We start from the raw sequence: 20,341 nt of genomic DNA, 5'->3' as shown, positions 1-20,341 counted from the left end.
CAAAACTGGATATACAACCGTGCACATTTTTTTAAAAGGAAGTAAAAAATGAAATCTTTGAAATTTGTATTTACCGCCTGCCTGATGGCTTTTGCCACGTCAGTCTTCGCTGCAAACGGGTCATTTGTCAATAACCAGATACCGGACAATGCGACAACCCTCAACGGCGCGAAGTCAATTAATCCCAAGGCAATTCTGTATTTCGATGTTGATGCCACGGCAAAGACAATTGTTTTCAAACGTACAAACGGCACGCTGATCACCTGGAATTTTGCGACCGTTGCCGATCTTTATACCGTAGTGGATAAATTCACAACCTGTCGCCGTGCTCTGGGATGTGACTTCTATTACACGTCCACATATGGCACCAACATCCATCGTTGGGTATCCTATGCCAATGTCACAGATGTTATATGCACAGTCACCACTCCAGTCGGTGGAACGTTTTACACTGTATCTATCCGCCTGATCAATGACGAAATAATTCCAAGCGACGGATACAGCGTCTACGTTTGCCAAAATTTTGACTAATCCACTGACAGAGTGGTCGCATAGTCAGATCTAACCATCCCAACTCTGGGAAGGGACAATCAAATGAAAATCATCAAGCGCATATCGGACTTCATGGTCCTATATGTTGGGGAGGATTTGCAACTCAACGACACAACTGTAACCGCAGATTGGGGATGTCACCCTGATTTGTGTGACGTTGTTTTGGAAGAGGTGCCTGATTGTCCTGGTACCTGGTTGGGAGGCTGCTACAAATATGACGGTGAGTGGATCGTGGTTGAAGGGATGGAAGAAGAATTGCAAGGACACATTGCAGAAAAATTAGCAATGCAAATAAAGATCGACAAGCAAAACATCATCGACAGGATCTCGGCTATGGAGCGAGAAGACATTTGCAATCGTGGTGTCAGAGAGATGTCTTTGTATCTGTTGCACAAAGAAGCCGTTTCAAAAGCAACTGAACTCACTACAGAAGAACACCCGGTTACGCCAGAGCAGCTGCTTTCTGCAAATGCTTTCTATGTCAGATTAAAAGCCCGCGATAACGAAATAACCGAGCTGCGCACGCAGCTCTTTTTACTTGGATAGGTGACCTATGATCATCATCACTGCCCTTGCATTTCTGACTATCTATGTTCTGTGGCTATTTTACCTGGCCGTGATGAATCTGAAGCGCGCTAAAGATGCCGGAAAACTTACCCGAACGGCATATGTGCTTGGTATGCCCATTCTGATTATCGGTTACCTGCTTGATGCCTTGGTCAATATCATCATTTTCACCATCATCCTGGTCGAATTCCCCAAAGAGCTATTGGTAACCGCCAGGCTCTCGCGTCTGCAGCATGGCACCGGCTGGCGCGCATCGATGGCCAAGTGGTTTTGTACCAATCTCTTGGATCAGTTTGATCCAACGGGATGTCATTGCAAATAAGTAACAACTCATTTTTTAATCAATCTATACGGGTACGAACATGGCAGAACAGCGAATCATTGACACCAAATTGCCGCTCACCTGGCTCCTGACCACTGCGGGTACATTGCTGGTCGCTCTGATATCGGTGCTGTGGAACGTATCAGCGCAGACAAACAAGCTGGAACAGCTGATCCAGCAACAGGCCAAGATAGAGAGACGCCTCGATGAACGCGATGCCAGGCTCGATCGAATGGTTGCAGATTTATATGAAATCAAACGTGTGGATGATCAACAAAGTCTGCGCATTGATGCCCTGGAGCGGAACTCCCGCCAATCTTACAAAAAGGAATAGCTATGAAACAAATGATAAAACGCCTGGCCGTTCGTACTCTGGCCTTCTTCGTATTGACAGTCATTGCCTTTGCATTCATGAGGCCACTGACAATGGAAACAGGGCATGCAGATGTCCTTAAATGTATGACGGCAGCTGCAGTGCTCGCGTGGGCAGAGATCACGATCATGTGGGTGCGTATCGCTATGGCCCCCAAACTGGATGAACAGCTGGCCGCGACCAAGGTTCAAGAACTTGGCCAGCCTGGTCCCATGGCACTCATATATGCTGTGCATGCTTACAAGTGGTCTATTCGTATTTTAGTTTTCATCTGGCTTTACCAGGGGGTTCTATGAGGCTCCTGCTTCTCATAGTGGCATGCTTGATGATAATGACCCGGCCAGCACTGGCCCAAAAGTTACCTGGGGAAGCTGAGCTCCTACTGCCTCAACTCAAAACCGAGATCGATCAGTACTGGCCAGACCTGCAACCACGCGAGTTTGTGCCGGCTGTGATAGAGCAGGAAAGTCTCTGGAAAATCAAAGCTATGCTCAAAACATCAAGGGAAATAGGATGCGGGCTGGGCCAATTCACAAAGGCCATGAATGCAGATGGATCCATTCGCTTCGATGCACTGGCAGAGACTAGGTTGCTTGATCCATCGTTAGCTGGTTGGAGCTGGAAAGACTGCTACGTCGTTCAGTTCCAGCTCCGGGCCGTCGTGCTCAAGCTCAAGCAAAACGACCAGCGATGTCGAACCTTGATGCATCCAGGCGAAGACACCAAGGCCTGCGACGCGGCCGCCAACAACGGTGGTGCTGGCAGCGTAAGCAAGCGCATCAAACTCTGCAGCATTACCAAGGGTTGCGACACTAAAAAATGGTTCGGTCATCTCGACCAACAATGTCCACAATCGAAAGTCAAAGTACAAGGCTACGGAGAAGACTTTTGTACGATCAACAGCAAGTATCCGGGCAGGGTGTTTGCCCGAATGCCTAAATACGTGGGGAGATTCTAATGGGTATCACTAGCGCAATAATCCCGCCATGGGTTAAATGGGCTGCAATTGCTGTGGCTATGGCTGGATCCGCAGCATTTGGCTGGGTCCAGGGAGCTGACCATGAAGGCACTAAGCACGACGAATTCATTCTCAAACAGGCCAGCAGGACAATCGCTATTGGCACAAGACAAACCAAGGTGGTCATGGAAACTGAAACAAAATACGTTGACCGCATCAAGAAAATCTACATTCAAGGTGAAACAATTGAAAAACAAGTTCCTGTATATATTACGGCCGCTGATAATGCTGCTTGCACTATCAACACTGGTTTCATGCGCGTCCACGACGCCGCCTGGACAGGTGACGCTCCCGGACCTGCCGCCGAGTCTGACCGTTCAGCCGGCAGAGTTTCACTTGCTCAGGTCGCTGAAACAACAACAGTAAACGCAACAATTTGTAGGGCCTGGCGTGAAAAAGCCATAGGCTTACAAGATTTTTATGAGAAATTGAAAATAGCGACTAATCAGCCGACCATTCTTCAAAGTAAGTGATCAGCTTGTCTATAGTGTGAATCTTCCGGCACACGGTATCACCATTCATTTTTTGATAAATGACCTGAGTCCAATCACCGAACAGGATATTTTTTGTTTCAAAACAAAATATGTGCTTAGTACCAGGCGCACGGTCCTTAGGGTCGGTTATCCATGCCAGCCCACGGCTCTCTTGAACAGCAAAATGAATTTGCCTTACGCCAATATCTTCTTGTAACTCAGGTTCAGGTTGCAGCAACATATCAAACATCCTCTTTGGCAACAGTTGATTAACTGCATATATCCTCATTATCTCCATGGGAAGAGCGTAGGCAAGAATTACTTTGCTGTTCCTATGATCTTTATTTCATGGTATCCGGGACCCGTAAACTCCTTCGCAGCTTCCAATTCATTCCATGTGATAAGTAAGCCGTTTATCAGGACTCCCTTCACCAGTGCTTCAACCTTCACCCCGGCAGCTTCCCACTCTGTATTTACGATATCCATAACATTTAAATAAGTAAAGTTTGAAGTTACAAACGTATACTTTATACTGATTATTTAATCAGTTGTATTTGATAATGAAAGTTCACCTTGTCAGAATGATGCGGAATGGCATCGAGCTCAAAAAAAGCATGCTCTATGATCGATTCAATCGTCCACCGTTCGGGACGTTACAGATTGGTGATTCCACGGATAATGGCACCCATAGAAATTCAATCCGCGCCTATTTCATCCCTGAGGGAAAAATGGTCAGCAATCAAGTTTTGCTTGATTGCCATGTCTTATGGATGAATGAGCAGCGGTTTATGTTAACTGGATTTGAGATGGTTAAAACCGTGGATGGAGATGCGCGATATGCTCAATCCTGGCTTTGTATGCTCGATGACCCGCCACCGATGCCTGAGGGGCGTTAAATTATCCTAACAGGCAGGCTCCGGCGATGCTGTAGTTTTTTTTGTGCGAGGTGGTATTGGTGCGGCTTCAGTTCGCATCAATTCTGGAGGGTAGGGCAATAGGAAGGTGCGGGCAAATTCTGGGTTTTTGCATGAGAGCCACTCGTCCCAGTCTTCTGGCCGCAAGATAACCAAAGATCGTTTTTCATCACCGGGCTTGTGAAACCTGCGCATTACTGGATGCTCATCAGCATTGATGGTGATCTGAGTGAATGAGTAACTGACCGAACCATCCTCTTCCTGCCATTCCTTGTACAAGCCGGCGACGGCAAAATCTGGCTCATCGATGAGGCCGATATTCCAATTGACTGCTTTGCCTGTCTCGTAACATGGCTCGCAAAAATGTTCCATGGGCACCAGACATAGTTGGCCGTCTTTCCAAGGTCTTGAGTATGTGCGCAATTCACCGATCGTTTCTGACCTGGCATTCATTGTAGAATACCGTTTGCCTGGTGGTTGCTTTGATTTGGGCAGCAGACCATAATTGCCCAGCACAGCCTCTCGAATTCCGTTGGCGCCATGCCTGATAATGGGTGCTTTGTAGTCTGGCCATGTTTCCTTATGCCAGTCTTCGAGGTGCCGACCCGTTGTGTTGAAATGTTCAATTTTTTCGGGGCGTGTTGGAGCATAATGGGTGCACATTTCGATGCCTTTTCGTTCCGCAAAAAAACAGCGTCCTTTGATAATAAAGGGCTTTATGGACGGTATATTACAACTTTTGCGGAATTAAAAACCGTATTAACCTATTGATTTAATTGAATTTAGCAATGGACTTAAAATCCGCCGCTTCGTTAATAGCGGGCGTGCCGGTTCGATTCCGGCCTCGGGCACCACATACTTACTTTTCAAAATACTTACAAAAGCATGTTAAGTCAATAAGTTCAACGACTTAGCGTGATCTTGTTTCGTCTGGACTCGCTCAGTTTCATCCAGATTCTCTCAAGTCTGTTTTGCATCTTCCGAAATCATTTTCTTTGCAATTAAATAATTTTTGAAACATCGTCGTTCTCGGGAAAAAAAGTTCCCAAAATTGACTTTTTCGATTTCATTGTTTTTTATGGAATTAACATTACACTATGTGACGAGTGAATCTGAGTCACAGTGAAAAAGGAGACTGACATGGAATCTATGTATGAAGTTCTGGCATTAAATTTTAAATCCTCGACCGACGACAAAAAAAATGCGGTAACAATTCACATGAAAAGTGGAATATCCCACTTTGGCTATGTCAGGGAAATAACTGATGCTTCGAAAATTGTAAAGATTCGATTAGTTAATCCGAGTGGGAAATCATTTCAAGATGCTTACCTCGACATCAGCAGTATTGAATCGATTTTAGCAACCTCTGTTTAGCAGTTATCGAGGTGAGGATGTATGGCTATCCGGCCCCATGGGCTGCGAGAGCGCGTTTCATAGCCCTTACCAGCCGGTCTGTTTTCAGATAGCGAAACTCGGCGATTGTCGATTTGTCTATCTGACATGTACTTTGCTGCTCTGATTTGTGTGATTCTTGGTTTGCATATCCGTTTCCCGGGTCCTAAAATGATTTGCGCGATATCGACTTAATAAGTCTGTCGTCGTGCCGACCTACCCACTTTCAGGAGCGTGTGATGAATTTCAAGAAATCCGCATTACTGTCTTCGCTGGCTATACTGGCCCTGTGTTTTTCATCTTCGGCTTTTGCAGAACTTTGTACGGTGGGGCGAGCGACGCAGGTGCTATGGAAAGGTGATTGGTATAAGGCAACGATTACCGAGGCTTCGCCCGATAAGTGCAAGATTACTTATGTCGGTTATACCGCCGATGACGATGAGTGGGTGGGGCCAGAGAGGCTCAAAATCAAGATATTGTGGAAGGGCGACTGGTATCCTGGCCGTGTGATAAAGAAAGAAGGTGCCAACTATCTCATAGGTTATGACGGCTATTCCAGTGATGACAATGAGATTGTTCCCCTGTCACGCATACAGGTACGCTAGTTTTAGCATCACCGAAAACATGATTCAATTTACCTGGGCCTGCTGACTGGGGCCCGGAAACCACTTTGCCCGTATTTGCATGAATGGTGTCTCCACCAATCTATACAACAACCAGCCACCAAATATACCCGCAGCAGTCACCAGAACAATAGTCAGTGGTGCATTTGCATCTATGTGTCGCCTGGCTAACTGCTCACCAATCAACATGAACACAGGTTTATGCACCAGATAGACAGCATACGACCACAGCGCCAGTTGTGCTGCACCTGGCAATCGCAGGCGGTGAAGGTAGCTGTTGGGGCTGAGGGCTGCCAGGGTGAGGATGGCGAAGCTGATGGCAATGAGTGAAAAGCCCAATGAGTTGACGATCAGTAGTTTGTTGTAGTCGTCGCTGTTGATGCAATACAGGACGCCGCCAGTGGCGAGCAGGCCGGTGATGAGCAGAGCCTGGCCGTGGCGCATGAGTCTGTCGTATAAACCTGTGTGAAAATTCTTGAGCATGGCGATGGCGACGCCGGGGAGTAGTTCGTCAAAGCGGCCAAAGCTGGAGTAGTAGATCTCTGCATCAAATGCAGGATGACCATCCAGAAATGCCATGCCGCGAAACAGCATGCCGCCAGCAATCGCTGCAATGAGCAGGCCCCAGGCTAGCCACAGCGGGCTTTTGAGTCTGACCAGGACGAGGCTGACTATGGGCAGTATCAGGTAAAACTGTTCTTCTATGCACAGCGACCAGGAATGGGTGAAGGTTTGTCCGTATTCCAGCCCTATGTTTTGAGTGAATGTGAGAAACTGCCACAGCGGTGAGGTACTGCGCCCAGCCATTGCTACCGGAAAAATAAAATACACAGCCAGCACGACATAGTAATTGGGCAGCGTTCGTAGCAGGCGTCTGGCGAAAAAATTCTTAAGGGACAGGGCCTGACCATTGGCAGCGGAAGACATGATCTGGTTGCCTATCAGGTAGCCACTCAATACAAAAAATAAATCCACACCTGCCCAGCCAATGTCACCAGCAAAGCCAAAGGTTTGGTGTTTGCTGACAAAGCCGCAGTAGTGCGACATTAATACCAGCAATATGGCGAGGGCGCGCAGGGTGTCGAGGCCGTTGACTCTTTTCGTGTACATGAGGTGCGTCTGTTCTTTATGTCGATTACGGCCCTGGATCAAGGTCAGGCCCTGGTGATTATTTTTTGTTTGGCTTGCAGAGTTTTAAATTGGTACGTGTGGCCTTGATCATGGAATGATATTTGGTATTGGTTTCATCTGTGCATGAATCGCAATAGGTCGCCAGGATAGTGTCACTCAGTGCGGCATCTTCTGCCAGTGGTTGCAGCGTTGCCGTGCAGCGGTCAGGCATTTGCATTTTGTATTGGGCGAGTGCGACATCATTGCGTAGCCAGCCCAGTTCCAGTCTATCCAGGACTTTGCCGCAATTGGCGAGTACAGGTTCCAGTTTTGCCAGGGCCGCGGCATAGTCTTTTTTGTCGTACAGGGCCCTGAATTCTTTGCGTGCCTGACCACGCTCAGCAGTGCTGCAGGTAGGTAGTTGGAAGTACTGTTCTGTGATGCTCGCCAGCGAGCAATAATATTGTTCGCAAATATCAATGTTGCCGTCTACGGCAATCTCATTTTTCTTTTGGGTGAAGCGCAAAACGCAATTTTGCTTCATGCCGCTTTTTCGTAATGTTGTCTTGCCTGAGACTATGTCACCTTTGATATCGCAAGTACCTTCACCTTGAGAATGAATGCTGAAACTGAGTTTGCCAGCCTTGTCTGCTGTGATATTCAGTTTGCTAAAAGCGCCTTCACTGACATATTCGCCAGGGATGATTTGTTGTGCCTGCGCTTCCGTCTGTAACAACAGGGATGCACTGCTCAGTGCAAGAGCCAGGCAAAGCTGTGAATGGCGGCGCAATAATGTCATGCATGTCATGTCAAATCTCTATAGATATAAGAGCCAGTATCACTGAAATGTGATGAACGTGAAAACCGCGTCAGGCGGCGGCATCATATCAGAATTGACGAGTAGCAAGCATTTCACTCCCTCGCACACAAGCCAGACGCACTTGCCATGTTCTCAGAGACGAAACAGAGACGCTGCCTGTATAGCATGCAGGCAGCCTTTGTGGATGCCATCACGCACAGGCTCTTGTGCTTCGATGGCTTTTTGTTTTAGGGAGAAATAACATGACTGCGACTTGTTTTGAAGGTGCCAGCACCAATCCTGAAATTCTGGCGATGGCTGACCGTGTGTTTTCTGTATTGCGACTGTCCATACAAAGGGCAACCTGTGTCTTGAATAATGTGCCTGCGACTAATTTGCCGGCGAAGGGAGTAGAGCGCGATGCGTTTGATTTTTTAAAGACTTACCAGACCGTGAATCGCTCTGCCGTGGCACGGCTCAGTGGTATTTCGCGTACCACCGGGCGGCGTCTGGATATCAGTGATGCCAGTTTGACGGGGACTTCGCTCAAACTGAATCATGCTGCGCCGGATAATCTTTTTGAGCAGGCAAAGGCGGTTAAATATTTTGATGGTTTGAAGCTGTCATCAGCCACGCTGGCTGGCATGCGCTGGGATGCGGCGAACAAGAATGTGCTGCTGACTGCAGATAAAAAACTGCAGGTCAACGAGATCATGAATGCACTTGCATTCAGGCGTGTATTTACCGATACGGCGGCGAGTGCTGCACCTGCCAGCCCCGCAACTGCGAAACCCAAAGCCAGGGAATTGCATTTGAAACTGAAGAGCCTGACGGCGATACGCCGTTTTGGCTGGGAGGTGACAGACTGGGGCGACGACAATATCTATTGCGGTGGTGATGGTGTTGATTGCGCGCAGCAACTGCATGTGAAGGCACCGCAGTTTTCTATTCACACCTTCAAGCGTAATGGCGAGATTTTTGATATCAAGCCTGACCGCACCTTTGTGAAGTTCAATCTTGGCGGCGCTGCTGCCTGGCCACGGGTTTATATGGCGAATGTGTTTTTGGCAGAAAAAGATGTGGATGGTGGCTTTATCGAATTTTTGCAAAAGCTGTGGGACACTCTTGCTGCTGAAGTCGTGAAACTGGCAACGGCACTCGCCATGTCGGGGATAGGCGCTCTTGTCGGTGCCGTGGCTTTGTCGGAAATGCCGGTGGTGGGCACGATAGTAGGTGCGATGGTGGGGGCGGTGATTGGCTATGTAGTCGGCTGGCTGCTTGATACTGCCAAGGACGATATCTTTGAATCACCAGACAATCCTCTGGGCTTTGCTTTGTCTGCACCAGATTTTCAGTTTAGTGGTGGCCGTTTGTTCTCACCTGACATGACCCAGGATTTTTCAGTTGGCAGCTCACGTTACCTGATGACGTATTACTGGCAGCTGGTGCAGTAGGCAAAATTCTTGGGTAGCAGCGGATCAGATTGATGTGCAGTCTGATCCGCTGCGAGCGTGAAATCAAGTTGGATCATTATTGAGGAAGGGTCCGCCGCGACTAGCTTCCATTTCCAGGAACAGGGGTGTGGTCGTATCGCCTGTCAATTGTTTGCAAGCCAGTTGAGCGGTAGTTTGATGCATGACATTGGATGCTGCCAGCGCACGGTGGGCGCGCCATGCCAGCTCTACATAACCTTGTGCCTGCGCCAGATTGGCAGCTTCTTCCAGCAGTGCTCTGGATTGTTCAACATCTGTTTTGCTTGCATATGCTTGTAGCAGGAGGGCTTCACACAATACTTCTTGCAGACCGGCTGTGCGGGCAATATCTGCCTGCAGCCGGGCCGCAGTATATGCAGCTGCTACATCTTTGCGATAGCAAGCCAGGGCATGATCGATGCGGGCGATACGGGCCTGTAATAGTGGGTGAGTGCTGTTCTTTGCCAGTTCATGCAGGCGTGGCAGCAAGTCAATAGCCGGATTGGCACCCAGGCTGATCTGGCACAATAGATGCAACATTGCATACTGCGATACAGGTAATGGGCTATGGTTGTCCTTGAAGTAATCTGTGGCAGCTTCCAGATCTGACATCGCATGTGCATAGCGTCCACATTGCAGATAAATGCGGCTACGCCGCACCAGGGCTTCGGCTTCAAACATGGCTGAGGTTTGCTGGCGGCCGAGGTCCAGTGCAGTATTTACCGCAGCCAGCGCTGCATCATAGCGCCCGCCACTGGTGAGTATGGATGCCAACGCCAGTTGCGACAAGGTTTCAGTATGGGCGACGCCTGCCCAACTGAGCAGGCTGCGGCGTGCCATGTCTTCTGCCCTTGCCAGGTCGCCCAGGGCATGCAGCAAGACCGCCAGGTCGTTTTCTATGGTCAGCCCACGGCAATAGTCAGGGTAGGCGAGCAGCATGCTTTCAAAGGCATCGCGGGCAGCCCTGACATCGCCAGAAAACCAGTGTATCTGCGCTTCAAAACTGGATATGGATGGGCGGCGTGGTGCCTGGCGGCGCAGTTGATCCAGCAATGCCCAGGCGCTGGCGATATCGGGTTCGCGCATGGCCAGTTCGATGAGGGCCTCGCAAGCGTGATTGCGGTCTTCGCTACGCAATTGTGGCAAGAGGGGGCGCAGTTTTTGTGCAGCATGGCGTGCAGTGAGCAGGTCGCCGGAGAATACTGCGTTGTCCACCAGGCCCGACAGGGCTTGCCCTTCAATCTGGGCGCGCTGCACAGGGTCGGCCACGGCGGCGAGTTGATCCAGCACTTCTTGCAATGCAATGCGGCCACGTTTCAAGTCGCTAAGGAGTTCGCAGTTTGCCAGCGCCAGACGTGCATGCAATGCCTGGGTGGCATCCAGCGATTCTACCGCCACTTGTTGCCACAGGCTGCGCGCTTCGTCAAAGTGACCACGCAGATGGCATTGCGCTGCTGCACGCAGCATCCAGGCCAGCGCAGTTTGTGGTTCTTGTGCGGCAGACCAGTGGGCAGCCACGGCCAGCGGGTCGCTGTCGCCTTCTGCCCTGGCACCTAATGCCAGGGCCGCACGGCGGTGTAGGGCTTGCAGGTGTGGCATGCTGAGTCCGTTTTCTACGGCATATCTGACAAGGTCATGGCGACATAGCAGGCCCCGCGTTTCTTCACGCAGAAAGTCTGCTTCAATTGCCGCTCTGGTTGCCTTGGCTGCAGCCATTTGCTGGCTGGCATCCAGGTCAGCAATCTGCATCAATACGTTGACAGGCAGTGGTTGCACCAGTACTGCAGCGGCTTCCACCAGAGCCCTGGCAGATGGGCTCAGGGTTTGCAGACGCTGTTGCAACAGCTGTAGAACCCGCTGTGGTAATTGATGTTCTTCACGGCGACGCCGGAAAATGCCCGGCAACTGACGGGTGCGCTGTTGGTATCCTGTGGGAGCATCGCCAGTGAATTGGCTGTCGTCTACCATCTGCGAAGCTTCATGTAATATGAACTCGCGCAAAATGAATGGGTTGCCAGTGCTGGCAGCATGCAGGCGGATGAAGTCAGCGTCCTTCCAGGCATGTTGGGGGTATTGGTGCTGGCAATATTGCTGCACTGTTTCCAGGTCCAGACCTGTGACTGGCAGCACAGTCAGGTGCCCGGTCTGGCGCAGGCTTTCCAGCCAGTTGCGCTGATAATCACTCAATTCATTGCTGCGGGCTGCCGCACGCCAGCGCAAGACACCACGGTGGCTGAGCAGGCTCAATAACTCCAGCGTGGCATCGTCACACCATTGCAGATCATCTATCAGCAGCCATGGATTGCTGGCTTCAAGCACGCGCGCCAGGGCTTCCAGCAGACGTACTTTTGCTGTCAGCAAATCCAGCGGCGGTAAAGGGTCATTGGGTGCCAGTTCTGGCAGCAGGCGTGCCAGGTCAAGGCGGTAAACCATCAGGCCATCTGAAGATTGCAACTGCCTGCGCAAGCTGGCGATGTGTAGCTGCAGATATTCGACTACCGGGCGATAAGGGATTTGCCGCAAACCTTCACGTCCATGCAGTATGGGGGCCTGCTTGAAAGCCATATTCAGCAGGCTGCTTTTGCCTATGCCTGCTTCGCCTGTCAGTACCATGGCGCGGCTTTGTAGTTGCCGCAGGTTTTGCAGGATGGATTTCCTGCCGAATAATTCACCGGCGGGTGTTACGCTGTCATCGTCGTCATCTGTGTCGCTGACTGGCATGGATAGTGACCCTGATGGTTTTGCATCCAGCAATTGCCGTAGGGCTGGCAGCCATGCCGGGGGCACTCCGTTTACCTTGCTGCTATTACGTATGGCCAGTTCTGCGGCGTTGCGCCATTGCCTGTGCAAGTGCTCGCCGTGCTGTTGTGCCCAGTTCCAGAAAACCTCAAAATCAGCAAGGTAAAATCCTTCCAGCCACGCCGCTGGATGCAGCGCCAGCAATTGCGCACCATCACCACTTTTCATGGCTGCTTGCAGTGCATCAGTATCGAGCGGTAATTGCAGGCATATACGTGTACGCTCACTGAGCAGGCAGTTTTCCAGATCGGCGATGGCCAGCAATTGTTTTACCCTGTGCAGGTTGATGCGCAGATTATGCCGGGCTTCTTCACGGGCGCGCCCAGGCCAGAACACTTCGGCAACGGCATCCCTGTCCAGCCAGCGTGCATGGCAAGCCAGGTAGATCAGCAGGCAGGTTGGCAAAGTGTTGGGCAGGCGCGACGACCCGGCATGCAGCCCTTGCCACGCGGGTGTGCCTAACAGTTGCAGGAATATGGTCGGCGTTTTGGTATGCATAGATTATCCGTTGAGGTCTGCACAGGATAACCAACTAGCGTTACTGTAGTGTCTCTTTGTGATCATTTTTTCAGATAAGCTTGATTTTTACTCTTGAAGATAAATAGATTTTAAGGAACTTAAATGCTGTTGCCGGTAAATCTGGTTTTTGCACAATAAACAAGTGTAAACTCCTGAAGCACAAAAAAGATATGTCTAACTAAGCCTGATTACTATCATTCCTAAAGCCAATAAGGCATGCTGAAAACCCTGTTCCCTTTCATCCAAAGCGCAACGATACGCTGGTATGTCGCGTTGACGCTGTTGCTATTGACCGCGATGGCAGGGGAGTTGTTTGGCTTGCGCTTGCTGACGACCACAGAGTCACGTCTGGGAGATGTCTACCTGCGGCACCATGCGGCTAGCTACAAAGCTGACCCGGATATAGTGGTGGTGGATATTGATGATGCAAGTTTGCTCGGTATGCAAAAGATAGCCGGTTTGTGGGCGTGGAAACGTGAAGTCCATGCTTTCTTGACCGCTGCTTTGGTCGGATTTTCACCGCGTGCACTAGTATTTGATATTAACTTCAATGTACCCGATCTCGCGGCTCCCAAAAGTGACGCTATGTTGTCAGAGCAGATCAAGGGTTTTCCCCACGCATATATGCAAGTCTTGCAATTGCAGGATGCAAATTCTAATAACGCTATACTGATAGCTGAAATCGCAGATGGTTTTGCATTGCAACATCAAGGAAAATCAAATGCCAAAATCTCTCTGCAATTACCGTTGGCAATCGAGCGCAAAGCCTGGCGCTTGGGTTTGGTGAATAGCCTGGATGATGACGATGGAGTCTTGCGTCGTTATCGATTGTATTCAGACGTTTCTGACTGGCATCTACCTTCTTTGCCTGCCAGAGTTGCCAAGGATTTGAGTTGGAAAATACCGGCCGGTAAGGACATTCAATTGTTTTGGCCAAGTGAGGGGCATCAGCGGTTTACCTATGCAGACTTGTTCAAGACACTCACAGAAGATAGACCAAATCTGACCCCTGAGGTTGAAGCACAACTCGTTCAACTTTTCCGAAATAAGATCATCGTCATAGGTGCTTCTGCTGGAGGCCTTTTTGACCATCATTTGACCCCTTTGGGGCCTAATTATCCTGGTGTAGATATTCTGGCAGTTGCCTTGGATAATTTGAAGAATGGACATAACCTGCAGCAGACGGGGGCCATATGGCCATTTTTGCTTGGCCTGGTCTTGATCACTTTATTGGCACTGGCTTTTCAGCGGCGTATCAATCCGATTTTTACTGGCAGCGGATTGACCTTGGTGACTGTTTTGGCTGTGTTATTGGCTGACCAGATGATGCTCAGGTACTGGATGCTGCCCGTGGTGACTCCTCTTGCTTTTGCCTGGACTTGGTTTCTGTCGGCAGCAATTGCTGGATATTTGCGTGAGCGCCGCACACGTGACCGTACAGTATCTTTGTTTGGGCGTTTCCTTAATCCTGAAGTTGTGCGGAAAATTGTCGACCATGGTGAAACTGTGGAAAGTCTATCTGGCCAGACGCGTGAAATCAGCCTTTTGTTTTCTGATATACGCGGTTTTACCACGCTCTCAGAAAGCAGGCCGCCGGATGAAGTCGTTAAGCTACTTAATCGATATTTTGAAAGGCAGGTCGAAGTGGTCTGGCGGCATGGCGGGACGCTGGACAAGTTTATCGGTGACTGTATTATGGCCTTTTGGGGTGCTCCTCTGGATGATCCGGATCACGCGAAGAGAGCAGTTGCGGCAGCACTTGAGATGGAAGAAAATCTACTTGCCTTTAAGACGGAGTTGCAGGCAGATGGTACGGACTTACCGGACTTTGATGTTGGCATAGGTGTACACACTGGTGCAGCTGTGGTAGGCTTTATTGGTGCCAAACGCAAGCTTGACTATACAGCTATTGGAGACGCGGTCAACTTGGCAAGCCGTGTGGAGGGCTTAACCAAAGGTGTCTCACGTATTCTGGTGACAAAAGACACTATGCTGGCTTGCCAGAACCCAGGTGTCGATTTTATTTTACGAGGCGCGTTCCAGGTAAAGGGACGGACAGCTGAAGTTGAGTTATACGAACCCAAAAGGACAAGTGCATGAAAATCCCAATTTTAACGTTGATGATGCTGGCATATGCCAGCGTTGCTTATGCTGATTCAGCCTCAACAACACGATCGACGCCCTTGCTGGAAAAAGCAAGTGCAGATGCAGCTGTCCTGGCTACACTTTCCAGTCAGACAAGGCTGGATGCTATCCAGCGTCAAGGGGCATGGCAGCAAGTCAAAACTGCCAATGGTCAACTTGGCTGGGTGGATATGATGTCATTACGTTTCGATAGCAACGGTACAGCCAATTCTGTGAACACCTTAAAAATCCTTGGACGAACATCCAACACCGGTTCTGTCGGTACAGGTGTCAATGGTTTGGATAAGACGGATTTGGCACGGGCTTCACCAAATTATCCTGAATATCAAAAAATGCAAAGAGCTGCAGTAGACAGGAATGCAGCACAATCATTTGCTCAACGCTCGCAAATGTCGGGCAATAAGGTGGAGTATTTGGATCAACCCAGAAATTCCAAGCGGGAGGAAAATTAAGATGCGAGCCTATAAGAAATTGTTAATCGCCAGTATCGCGATTACATGTTGCGCGCCAGTTTTTGCTCAATTTGATTTTTTAAAAGGAATTGGTGGCGGACTTGGAAAGCACGTTGAGACTGCAAAAAATTTCGTTGAACAAACGAAGGAAATTGATGAACCAAAAGAAATTGCATTGGGTCAAGAATTTGCCGCGACCTTGTTGGGTGCGAAGCCTTTATGGAATGACGCAGGTGCTCAACGGTATGTAAATACTTTAGGGCGCTGGCTGACTTTACAAACAGAGAGACCAGATTTGCCTTGGACATTTGGGGTGTTGGAAGATGACGGTTTTAATGCATTTGCAACCCCAGGTGGTAACATTTTTGTGACCAGGGGGTTATTGGCTCGTATGCATAATGAGAGTGAATTGGTTGGTGTTTTGTCCCATGAAATTGCACACGTGTTGCGTAAGCATTATGTGAAAGCCATGCAAAGCAAAGCCTTTTTAAGTTTTGGGGGGGATGCTCTGATAAGTGCTTACGCAAAGGGAAATTTCGCAGAATTCAAAGAAATGGCCTTGAAGGCAGCAAAGGAAATGTACTCTAAAGGACTGGACAAGGGTGACGAATATGAGGCTGATCGCGTGGCCGTTGTTATTGCAGCACGTGCCGGATATGACCCTTACGGTTTACCCGCTGTGCTTCAGACTTTACAGTCGAAGAGTGCCCAGGATAATAACTTCAGTCTTCTGTTTGAAACGCACCCTTCTCCAAGTGACCGTATAGATAGTCTGGATAAGGCGATGAGATCACGTTTTGGCTCGGGTAATTGGGGCGCTGGAAAAACAATTGAGGAACGGCTCAAAGAGTTTAGCCGCTAGTTAATTGCTGCTTCAGTAAAAAAAACCTCAAGCTAAATGCTTAAGGTTTTTTTTGAAACCAGATGTTTAATGGCTACATTAGTTTTAATAAAACCTCGCCAGCAATTTAGACAACCGCCCGTTCGCTGTTCCCTTGCGTATCACCACGTTCAACTTTTCCATTTCCGCTTCATATTTATCATTCGCTGCGGCGAAATGGGTGGTGTCATAAAACACGGGTCTGGCGGATACATAGAAAGTCTTGCCCGTCAGCTCAGGGTCATTGAAACTGGGGATGAGTTGGTCGCGTAGATAGGCTTCTACCTGGCTTGCACGCTGCAACTGGCGCACTGGCCAGAGCATGATGTCGCTGCGGCGGTTCATGAGCTTTTTAAAACGGGCAGCGGATGAGGCGGAGTCCTCCTGCACCTGGAAGACGACATTTTTGGCTTTCTCAAAATCCATGCCATGGCTGAAGCCACGGCCTATGCTGACGGTTTTGCCGCGCAGGTCTTCCATGGACTGGAAATTGGGACGGGGATCACCATAGGTAATCGCCCAGATTTTTTCGCTGACGACTGGGATGGAAAAATGATACAGCTTCAGTCGTTCAGGTGATTTGGAAATGCCAAAAATAATGCCTTCACCATTTTGCGCCATGAGTTGTGCGCGGTTCCATGGCAATAACTGCTTGTCAAAGTGTATGCCGGATTCACGTTCAAAATAAATCAGTATGGCTTCGAGGTCACGGTCCAGTGGTAATTGCCGGCCATGGATGTCCAGGCTTTCTTGCAGGAAGAGTTTAATCGTGGGTTTGTCTTGGTCGGGTTTGTTTGTGCCGGCAGATGCTGGCGACAGTGCGAATACTGACAATGACAGAAGACAGACTAACTGTTTAAAGCGGTGCAGCATAGGTATTCTCGACGGCAGTTTAAAGCCAATTGATATTTCTAAAAAATGGCGCAATGAGATCATTGCATTTTGATAAGCGGATTGTTTTTTTGTGTAGACATCATGGAATCAGCGCATGCCATGAAGACGGGTATCTGAATGCTGTCTCAAAAATCCTGCACTAAACAGGCTATTAATCCGGCCTGATTGTAGTCTGCAATTGCCCGAATTTTGTCTGTTCTTGGACGCGGAATACTTTGTTTGCATTCTTGTGCTTGTATTATTAAAACCAAGTAAAATTTGGTTTGATAACCAAAATAACGAGTAAGCTTTCACCATGTCGAGAAAATCCAATACCGAGCAGCGCCGTCAAGAGATCGTTTTTGCACTATTGTCTGTCATGGCAGAACATGGCTATGAAAAAGCCACCATATTGGCGATTGCCAAACAGGCTGGGCTGGCACCGGGTTTGATTCATTACCACTTCAAGAGCAAGGGCGAGATCCTGCTTTATCTGGTCAAATTGCTGGCTACCATGTCACGTGCACGCTATGACGCACTGGCCGCAACTGCCAGCACGCCGCAAGAAAAGCTGCTGGCATATATCAACGCGCGTCTGGCCAAAGGGGAGGGGGCAATGCCTGAGGCGGTCTCTGCCTGGGTAGTGATCGGAGCTGAAGCTGTCAGGCAGCCTGAAGTGCGCGCCGTGTTTCAGGAAGCCATTGCGGCCGAACTGGTGCTGATACAGGCTCTGCTGACTGTATGTCTGCAAGACCAGAAGAAGCGTACTCATGGTGTCGCTGAGCTGGCGGCTGGTTTGCTGGCTTTTATGGAAGGTGCGTTTCAACTCGCCAGTGCTGCGGGCGACATTATGCCGCAAGGCTATGCGGCGACAACTGCCAGGGCATTTATAGAAAACAGCCTGGCAGCACAAGCAACAGTCTGAAACATCTTTGATATTTTAATGATTATGTTAATGCTCGATAGGGTTATTCTTTCCAGCCATTTTTCATCATATTGAACAGGGTATGCAGAGTAGCTCTGGGGTTTTCAGCATCTTTCGAGCGATGGAAAGCATCCAGAATAAAGTGGGCGATGGCCTCTGCTTCTGCTTTCTCAAGTTCATTTTTCGTTTCTTGCTGCAGCACGACAGCCAGTGACTTTTCATAGCGCATCCAGATTTGTTTGGCGTAGACATATAAATCTGGCGTGGAATAGATCAGCTTCCTGAAGGCGTCTACCTCTTTCTTCTTGGCCAGATCAAAAGCCATAAAGCTGGAAAAATGCTCAAGTAAGGCATCCAGTATGGATACGCCTTTTTTTCTGTCAGTAACGGCAGCGATCAGTCTTTCTTCCCGCTCGTCTTCTTCATCAAATACCAGCATCTCTTTGGTGGGGAAGTATTTGAACAGCGTAGGGACGGACACTTCTGCCAGTCTGGCGATTTCTGCCGTTGTGACTTCGTCATAACCTTTTTCAATAAATAGTCTTGTTGCCAAGTCGGAAATCATTTTCCTGGTTTTCGCCTTTTTTAATTCCCTGAGTCCCATTACTTGCCTCGTGTCGCATCTTTGCATAAGTGTCTTGCCATCATTTTAGCAGCTTTTGTTATTTGAATTAAAAAATTAAGTGACTTTACTTTTTAATTTGATTAAATTATAGTGTGACTCAAGGCAGTATTCAGGTTGCTGATTTCAATCAAGGTTTTTTGATATAAGCAAAAATCTCCGGCTCCCTGCAATATTTGCAATTTCAAAACGTCTATTCATTAAGTGTGCAAACTACGTGTGCAAACTATATTGCTGTAAAAGCATGCAATAAGATGGATAAAACCGGAATAATCGTCATGACACAAATCCATAAGCAAAGCTCAATACTGGACAAGCAGATCGCCATCATCGGTGCAGGGCCTGGCGGGTTGACATTGGCGCGCCTGCTACAGATGCATGGTGCGAAAGTGAAGGTGTTTGAGAGAGATATCAATCAGTTTGCCAGAGTGCAGGGTGCAACCCTGAATTTGAATGAAGGTTCAGGTTTGTCAGCCTTGCGCGCTGCGGGTTTGATGGATGCATTTGAGCAGGCTTATCGCCCAGGTGCCGAAAAAATGCTTTTTGTGGATGCGCAGGCTGCAGTCATCATTGATGAGCTTGATTCAGAGAGCAATGACAGGCCAGAGATAGACCGCGGCCCGCTGAGAAATTTGCTGCTGGCTTCACTGGCTGAGGACACCGTAGTGTGGGATGCCCGTTTCTCGTCTTTGCAAAGGACAGAAGAGTCAGTTGAAATTGCATTTGAAAACGGCGACAAATTCACTGCTGATTTGCTCATCGCTGCCGATGGTGCGAACTCAAAAATACGTCCCTATATCACGCCGCTTGCACCGGAGTATTCTGGTGTGACTGTGCTGGAGGGGAGTGTCGCTGATGTAGAAACCACTATTCCTGAATTATATGAATTGCTGGATGGAGGCAAAGTGTGTGTGCTTGACGATGAAAAGACTTTATTCATCGTATTGAAAGGCGATGGCAGCGTGGCTTTTTATACTGGACATAAAGCCGATCAGCATTGGCATGCAAAATGTGAGATCGATTTTTCTGATCGTGATCAGGTATTCGCCTGGTTCAAGCAGGAATTCAAGGGCTGGAGTGATATCTGGGCAGAATTATTCAGGCATGCCACTCTGCCGTTTATCCCCCGCCCACAATTCTGTGCGCCGGTTGATCAAAGCTGGCCATCCTTGTCTAACCTGACCATGCTGGGTGATGCTGCCCATGTCATGCCGCCGTATGCAGGCGAGGGTGTAAACATGGCAATGCAGGATGCCCTGGTGCTGGCGAATCAATTGCTGACCCCGGATATGGCTGATATGCGTACAGCCATCGCTGCATATGAAGCCGAGATGCGCGCACGCAATGCAGAGACCGCAGCAGAGACACTGAGATTTACCAAGGTCTTTCATTCCTATGAAGCAGTGCCGTTTTTCAGGGAATTCTTTGCTGGAAATCAGGACGTGCTTCTACAAAAAGATGGCTTCAGAGAAGCTGCCTGAGCTATGTTAAAAACTACATAAAAAAGCTGC

At 48.9% G+C, this 20,341-nt stretch carries 23 protein-coding genes; 16 read left to right on the top strand and 7 right to left on the bottom strand.

Features of this window, described 5'->3' with window-relative positions; genetic code table 11:
* Window positions 1–48 precede the first annotated feature (48 nt).
* From AC07OI_RS23945 to AC07OI_RS23915, 7 genes are all read left to right on the top strand, one after another.
* Window positions 49–531, top strand: coding sequence for a hypothetical protein (locus AC07OI_RS23945; RefSeq protein ID WP_495258948.1), 483 nt, complete (start codon window positions 49–51; stop codon window positions 529–531).
* Between the two features lie 63 nt (window positions 532–594).
* On the top strand, window positions 595–1,098 hold the full coding sequence (locus tag AC07OI_RS23940) for a hypothetical protein (protein WP_495258947.1): 504 nt from the start codon (window positions 595–597) through the stop codon (window positions 1,096–1,098).
* A 7-nt stretch (window positions 1,099–1,105) separates the two neighbouring features.
* Entirely contained in the window at window positions 1,106–1,441 is a 336-nt protein-coding gene (locus AC07OI_RS23935; protein ID WP_495258946.1) for a hypothetical protein, read from the top strand.
* A gap of 40 nt (window positions 1,442–1,481) precedes the next feature.
* The gene (locus AC07OI_RS23930; protein ID WP_495258945.1) at window positions 1,482–1,775 is read left to right on the top strand and encodes a hypothetical protein; all 294 of its coding nucleotides are present in this window, start codon (window positions 1,482–1,484) and stop codon (window positions 1,773–1,775) included.
* A gap of 2 nt (window positions 1,776–1,777) precedes the next feature.
* Window positions 1,778–2,110: a hypothetical protein gene (locus AC07OI_RS23925; RefSeq protein WP_495258944.1), complete on the top strand. Its 333-nt coding sequence runs from the start codon at window positions 1,778–1,780 to the stop codon at window positions 2,108–2,110.
* Window positions 2,111–2,139: 29 nt separating this feature from the next.
* Complete coding sequence (locus AC07OI_RS23920) at window positions 2,140–2,772, top strand: hypothetical protein (protein ID WP_495258943.1); 633 nt, start codon at window positions 2,140–2,142, stop codon at window positions 2,770–2,772.
* Entirely contained in the window at window positions 2,772–3,305 is a 534-nt protein-coding gene (locus tag AC07OI_RS23915) for a hypothetical protein (RefSeq protein WP_495258942.1), read from the top strand. The genes AC07OI_RS23920 and AC07OI_RS23915 overlap by 1 nt, the downstream gene beginning before the upstream one ends.
* On the opposite strand, the gene AC07OI_RS23910 is transcribed toward AC07OI_RS23915, so the two are convergent.
* The gene (locus tag AC07OI_RS23910; protein ID WP_495258941.1) at window positions 3,274–3,546 is read right to left on the bottom strand and encodes a hypothetical protein; all 273 of its coding nucleotides are present in this window, start codon (window positions 3,544–3,546) and stop codon (window positions 3,274–3,276) included. The genes AC07OI_RS23915 and AC07OI_RS23910 overlap by 32 nt on opposite strands.
* A 319-nt stretch (window positions 3,547–3,865) precedes the next feature.
* Here AC07OI_RS23910 and AC07OI_RS23905 point away from each other — a divergent pair, with 319 nt between their 5' ends.
* A complete protein-coding gene (locus AC07OI_RS23905; RefSeq protein WP_495258940.1) occupies window positions 3,866–4,201 on the top strand; it encodes a hypothetical protein in 336 nt (111 codons plus the stop codon).
* 6 nt (window positions 4,202–4,207) lie between these two features.
* Here the strand turns inward: AC07OI_RS23905 and AC07OI_RS23900 are convergent, their stop codons facing one another.
* Entirely contained in the window at window positions 4,208–4,882 is a 675-nt protein-coding gene (locus tag AC07OI_RS23900) for an SOS response-associated peptidase (RefSeq protein ID WP_495258939.1), read from the bottom strand.
* Window positions 4,883–5,359: 477 nt separating this feature from the next.
* Between AC07OI_RS23900 and AC07OI_RS23895 the strand changes: the two genes are divergently transcribed.
* Window positions 5,360–5,593 carry a hypothetical protein gene (locus AC07OI_RS23895; RefSeq protein ID WP_492705813.1) on the top strand — a complete coding sequence of 78 codons (234 nt, stop codon included), beginning with the start codon at window positions 5,360–5,362 and terminating at the stop codon, window positions 5,591–5,593.
* Between the two features lie 257 nt (window positions 5,594–5,850).
* Complete coding sequence (locus tag AC07OI_RS23890; RefSeq protein WP_495258938.1) at window positions 5,851–6,216, top strand: agenet domain-containing protein; 366 nt, start codon at window positions 5,851–5,853, stop codon at window positions 6,214–6,216.
* Window positions 6,217–6,240: 24 nt separating this feature from the next.
* Here the strand turns inward: AC07OI_RS23890 and AC07OI_RS23885 are convergent, their stop codons facing one another.
* Window positions 6,241–7,344 carry an acyltransferase family protein gene (locus AC07OI_RS23885; protein WP_495258937.1) on the bottom strand — a complete coding sequence of 368 codons (1,104 nt, stop codon included), beginning with the start codon at window positions 7,342–7,344 and terminating at the stop codon, window positions 6,241–6,243.
* A gap of 58 nt (window positions 7,345–7,402) precedes the next feature.
* The gene (locus AC07OI_RS23880) at window positions 7,403–8,152 is read right to left on the bottom strand and encodes a hypothetical protein (protein WP_495258936.1); all 750 of its coding nucleotides are present in this window, start codon (window positions 8,150–8,152) and stop codon (window positions 7,403–7,405) included.
* Between the two features lie 254 nt (window positions 8,153–8,406).
* Here AC07OI_RS23880 and AC07OI_RS23875 point away from each other — a divergent pair, with 254 nt between their 5' ends.
* A complete protein-coding gene (locus AC07OI_RS23875) occupies window positions 8,407–9,597 on the top strand; it encodes a hypothetical protein (protein ID WP_495258935.1) in 1,191 nt (396 codons plus the stop codon).
* A gap of 63 nt (window positions 9,598–9,660) precedes the next feature.
* Here the strand turns inward: AC07OI_RS23875 and AC07OI_RS23870 are convergent, their stop codons facing one another.
* On the bottom strand, window positions 9,661–12,912 hold the full coding sequence (locus AC07OI_RS23870; RefSeq protein WP_495258934.1) for an ATP-binding protein: 3,252 nt from the start codon (window positions 12,910–12,912) through the stop codon (window positions 9,661–9,663).
* Window positions 12,913–13,149: 237 nt separating this feature from the next.
* Between AC07OI_RS23870 and AC07OI_RS23865 the strand changes: the two genes are divergently transcribed.
* From AC07OI_RS23865 to AC07OI_RS23855, 3 genes are read left to right on the top strand one after another with little or no spacing between them, the layout of a single operon-like run.
* Entirely contained in the window at window positions 13,150–15,033 is a 1,884-nt protein-coding gene (locus AC07OI_RS23865; RefSeq protein ID WP_495258933.1) for a CHASE2 domain-containing protein, read from the top strand.
* On the top strand, window positions 15,030–15,530 hold the full coding sequence (locus AC07OI_RS23860) for an SH3 domain-containing protein (RefSeq protein ID WP_495258932.1): 501 nt from the start codon (window positions 15,030–15,032) through the stop codon (window positions 15,528–15,530). Before AC07OI_RS23865 ends, AC07OI_RS23860 begins: the two co-directional genes overlap by 4 nt.
* A gap of 1 nt (window position 15,531) precedes the next feature.
* Complete coding sequence (locus tag AC07OI_RS23855) at window positions 15,532–16,392, top strand: M48 family metallopeptidase (protein ID WP_492705825.1); 861 nt, start codon at window positions 15,532–15,534, stop codon at window positions 16,390–16,392.
* Window positions 16,393–16,476: 84 nt separating this feature from the next.
* Here AC07OI_RS23855 and AC07OI_RS23850 read toward each other — a convergent pair whose 3' ends face one another.
* Window positions 16,477–17,283, bottom strand: a complete 807-nt coding sequence (locus AC07OI_RS23850) for a substrate-binding periplasmic protein (protein WP_495258931.1) — start codon at window positions 17,281–17,283, stop codon at window positions 16,477–16,479.
* A gap of 316 nt (window positions 17,284–17,599) precedes the next feature.
* Between AC07OI_RS23850 and AC07OI_RS23845 the strand changes: the two genes are divergently transcribed.
* On the top strand, window positions 17,600–18,208 hold the full coding sequence (locus AC07OI_RS23845) for a TetR/AcrR family transcriptional regulator (protein WP_495258930.1): 609 nt from the start codon (window positions 17,600–17,602) through the stop codon (window positions 18,206–18,208).
* Window positions 18,209–18,251: 43 nt separating this feature from the next.
* Here AC07OI_RS23845 and AC07OI_RS23840 read toward each other — a convergent pair whose 3' ends face one another.
* The gene (locus AC07OI_RS23840) at window positions 18,252–18,761 is read right to left on the bottom strand and encodes a TetR/AcrR family transcriptional regulator (RefSeq protein ID WP_495258929.1); all 510 of its coding nucleotides are present in this window, start codon (window positions 18,759–18,761) and stop codon (window positions 18,252–18,254) included.
* Between the two features lie 347 nt (window positions 18,762–19,108).
* Here AC07OI_RS23840 and AC07OI_RS23835 point away from each other — a divergent pair, with 347 nt between their 5' ends.
* Window positions 19,109–20,311, top strand: a complete 1,203-nt coding sequence (locus tag AC07OI_RS23835; RefSeq protein WP_495258928.1) for an FAD-dependent oxidoreductase — start codon at window positions 19,109–19,111, stop codon at window positions 20,309–20,311.
* The last annotated feature ends 30 nt before the right edge of the window (window positions 20,312–20,341 follow it).

The sequence above is a fragment of the Undibacterium sp. GW821-FHT07F11 genome (assembly GCF_059418665.1).
Note: the sequence above shows the minus strand (reverse complement) of the source record. Positions and strands in the feature narration are given on the sequence as shown.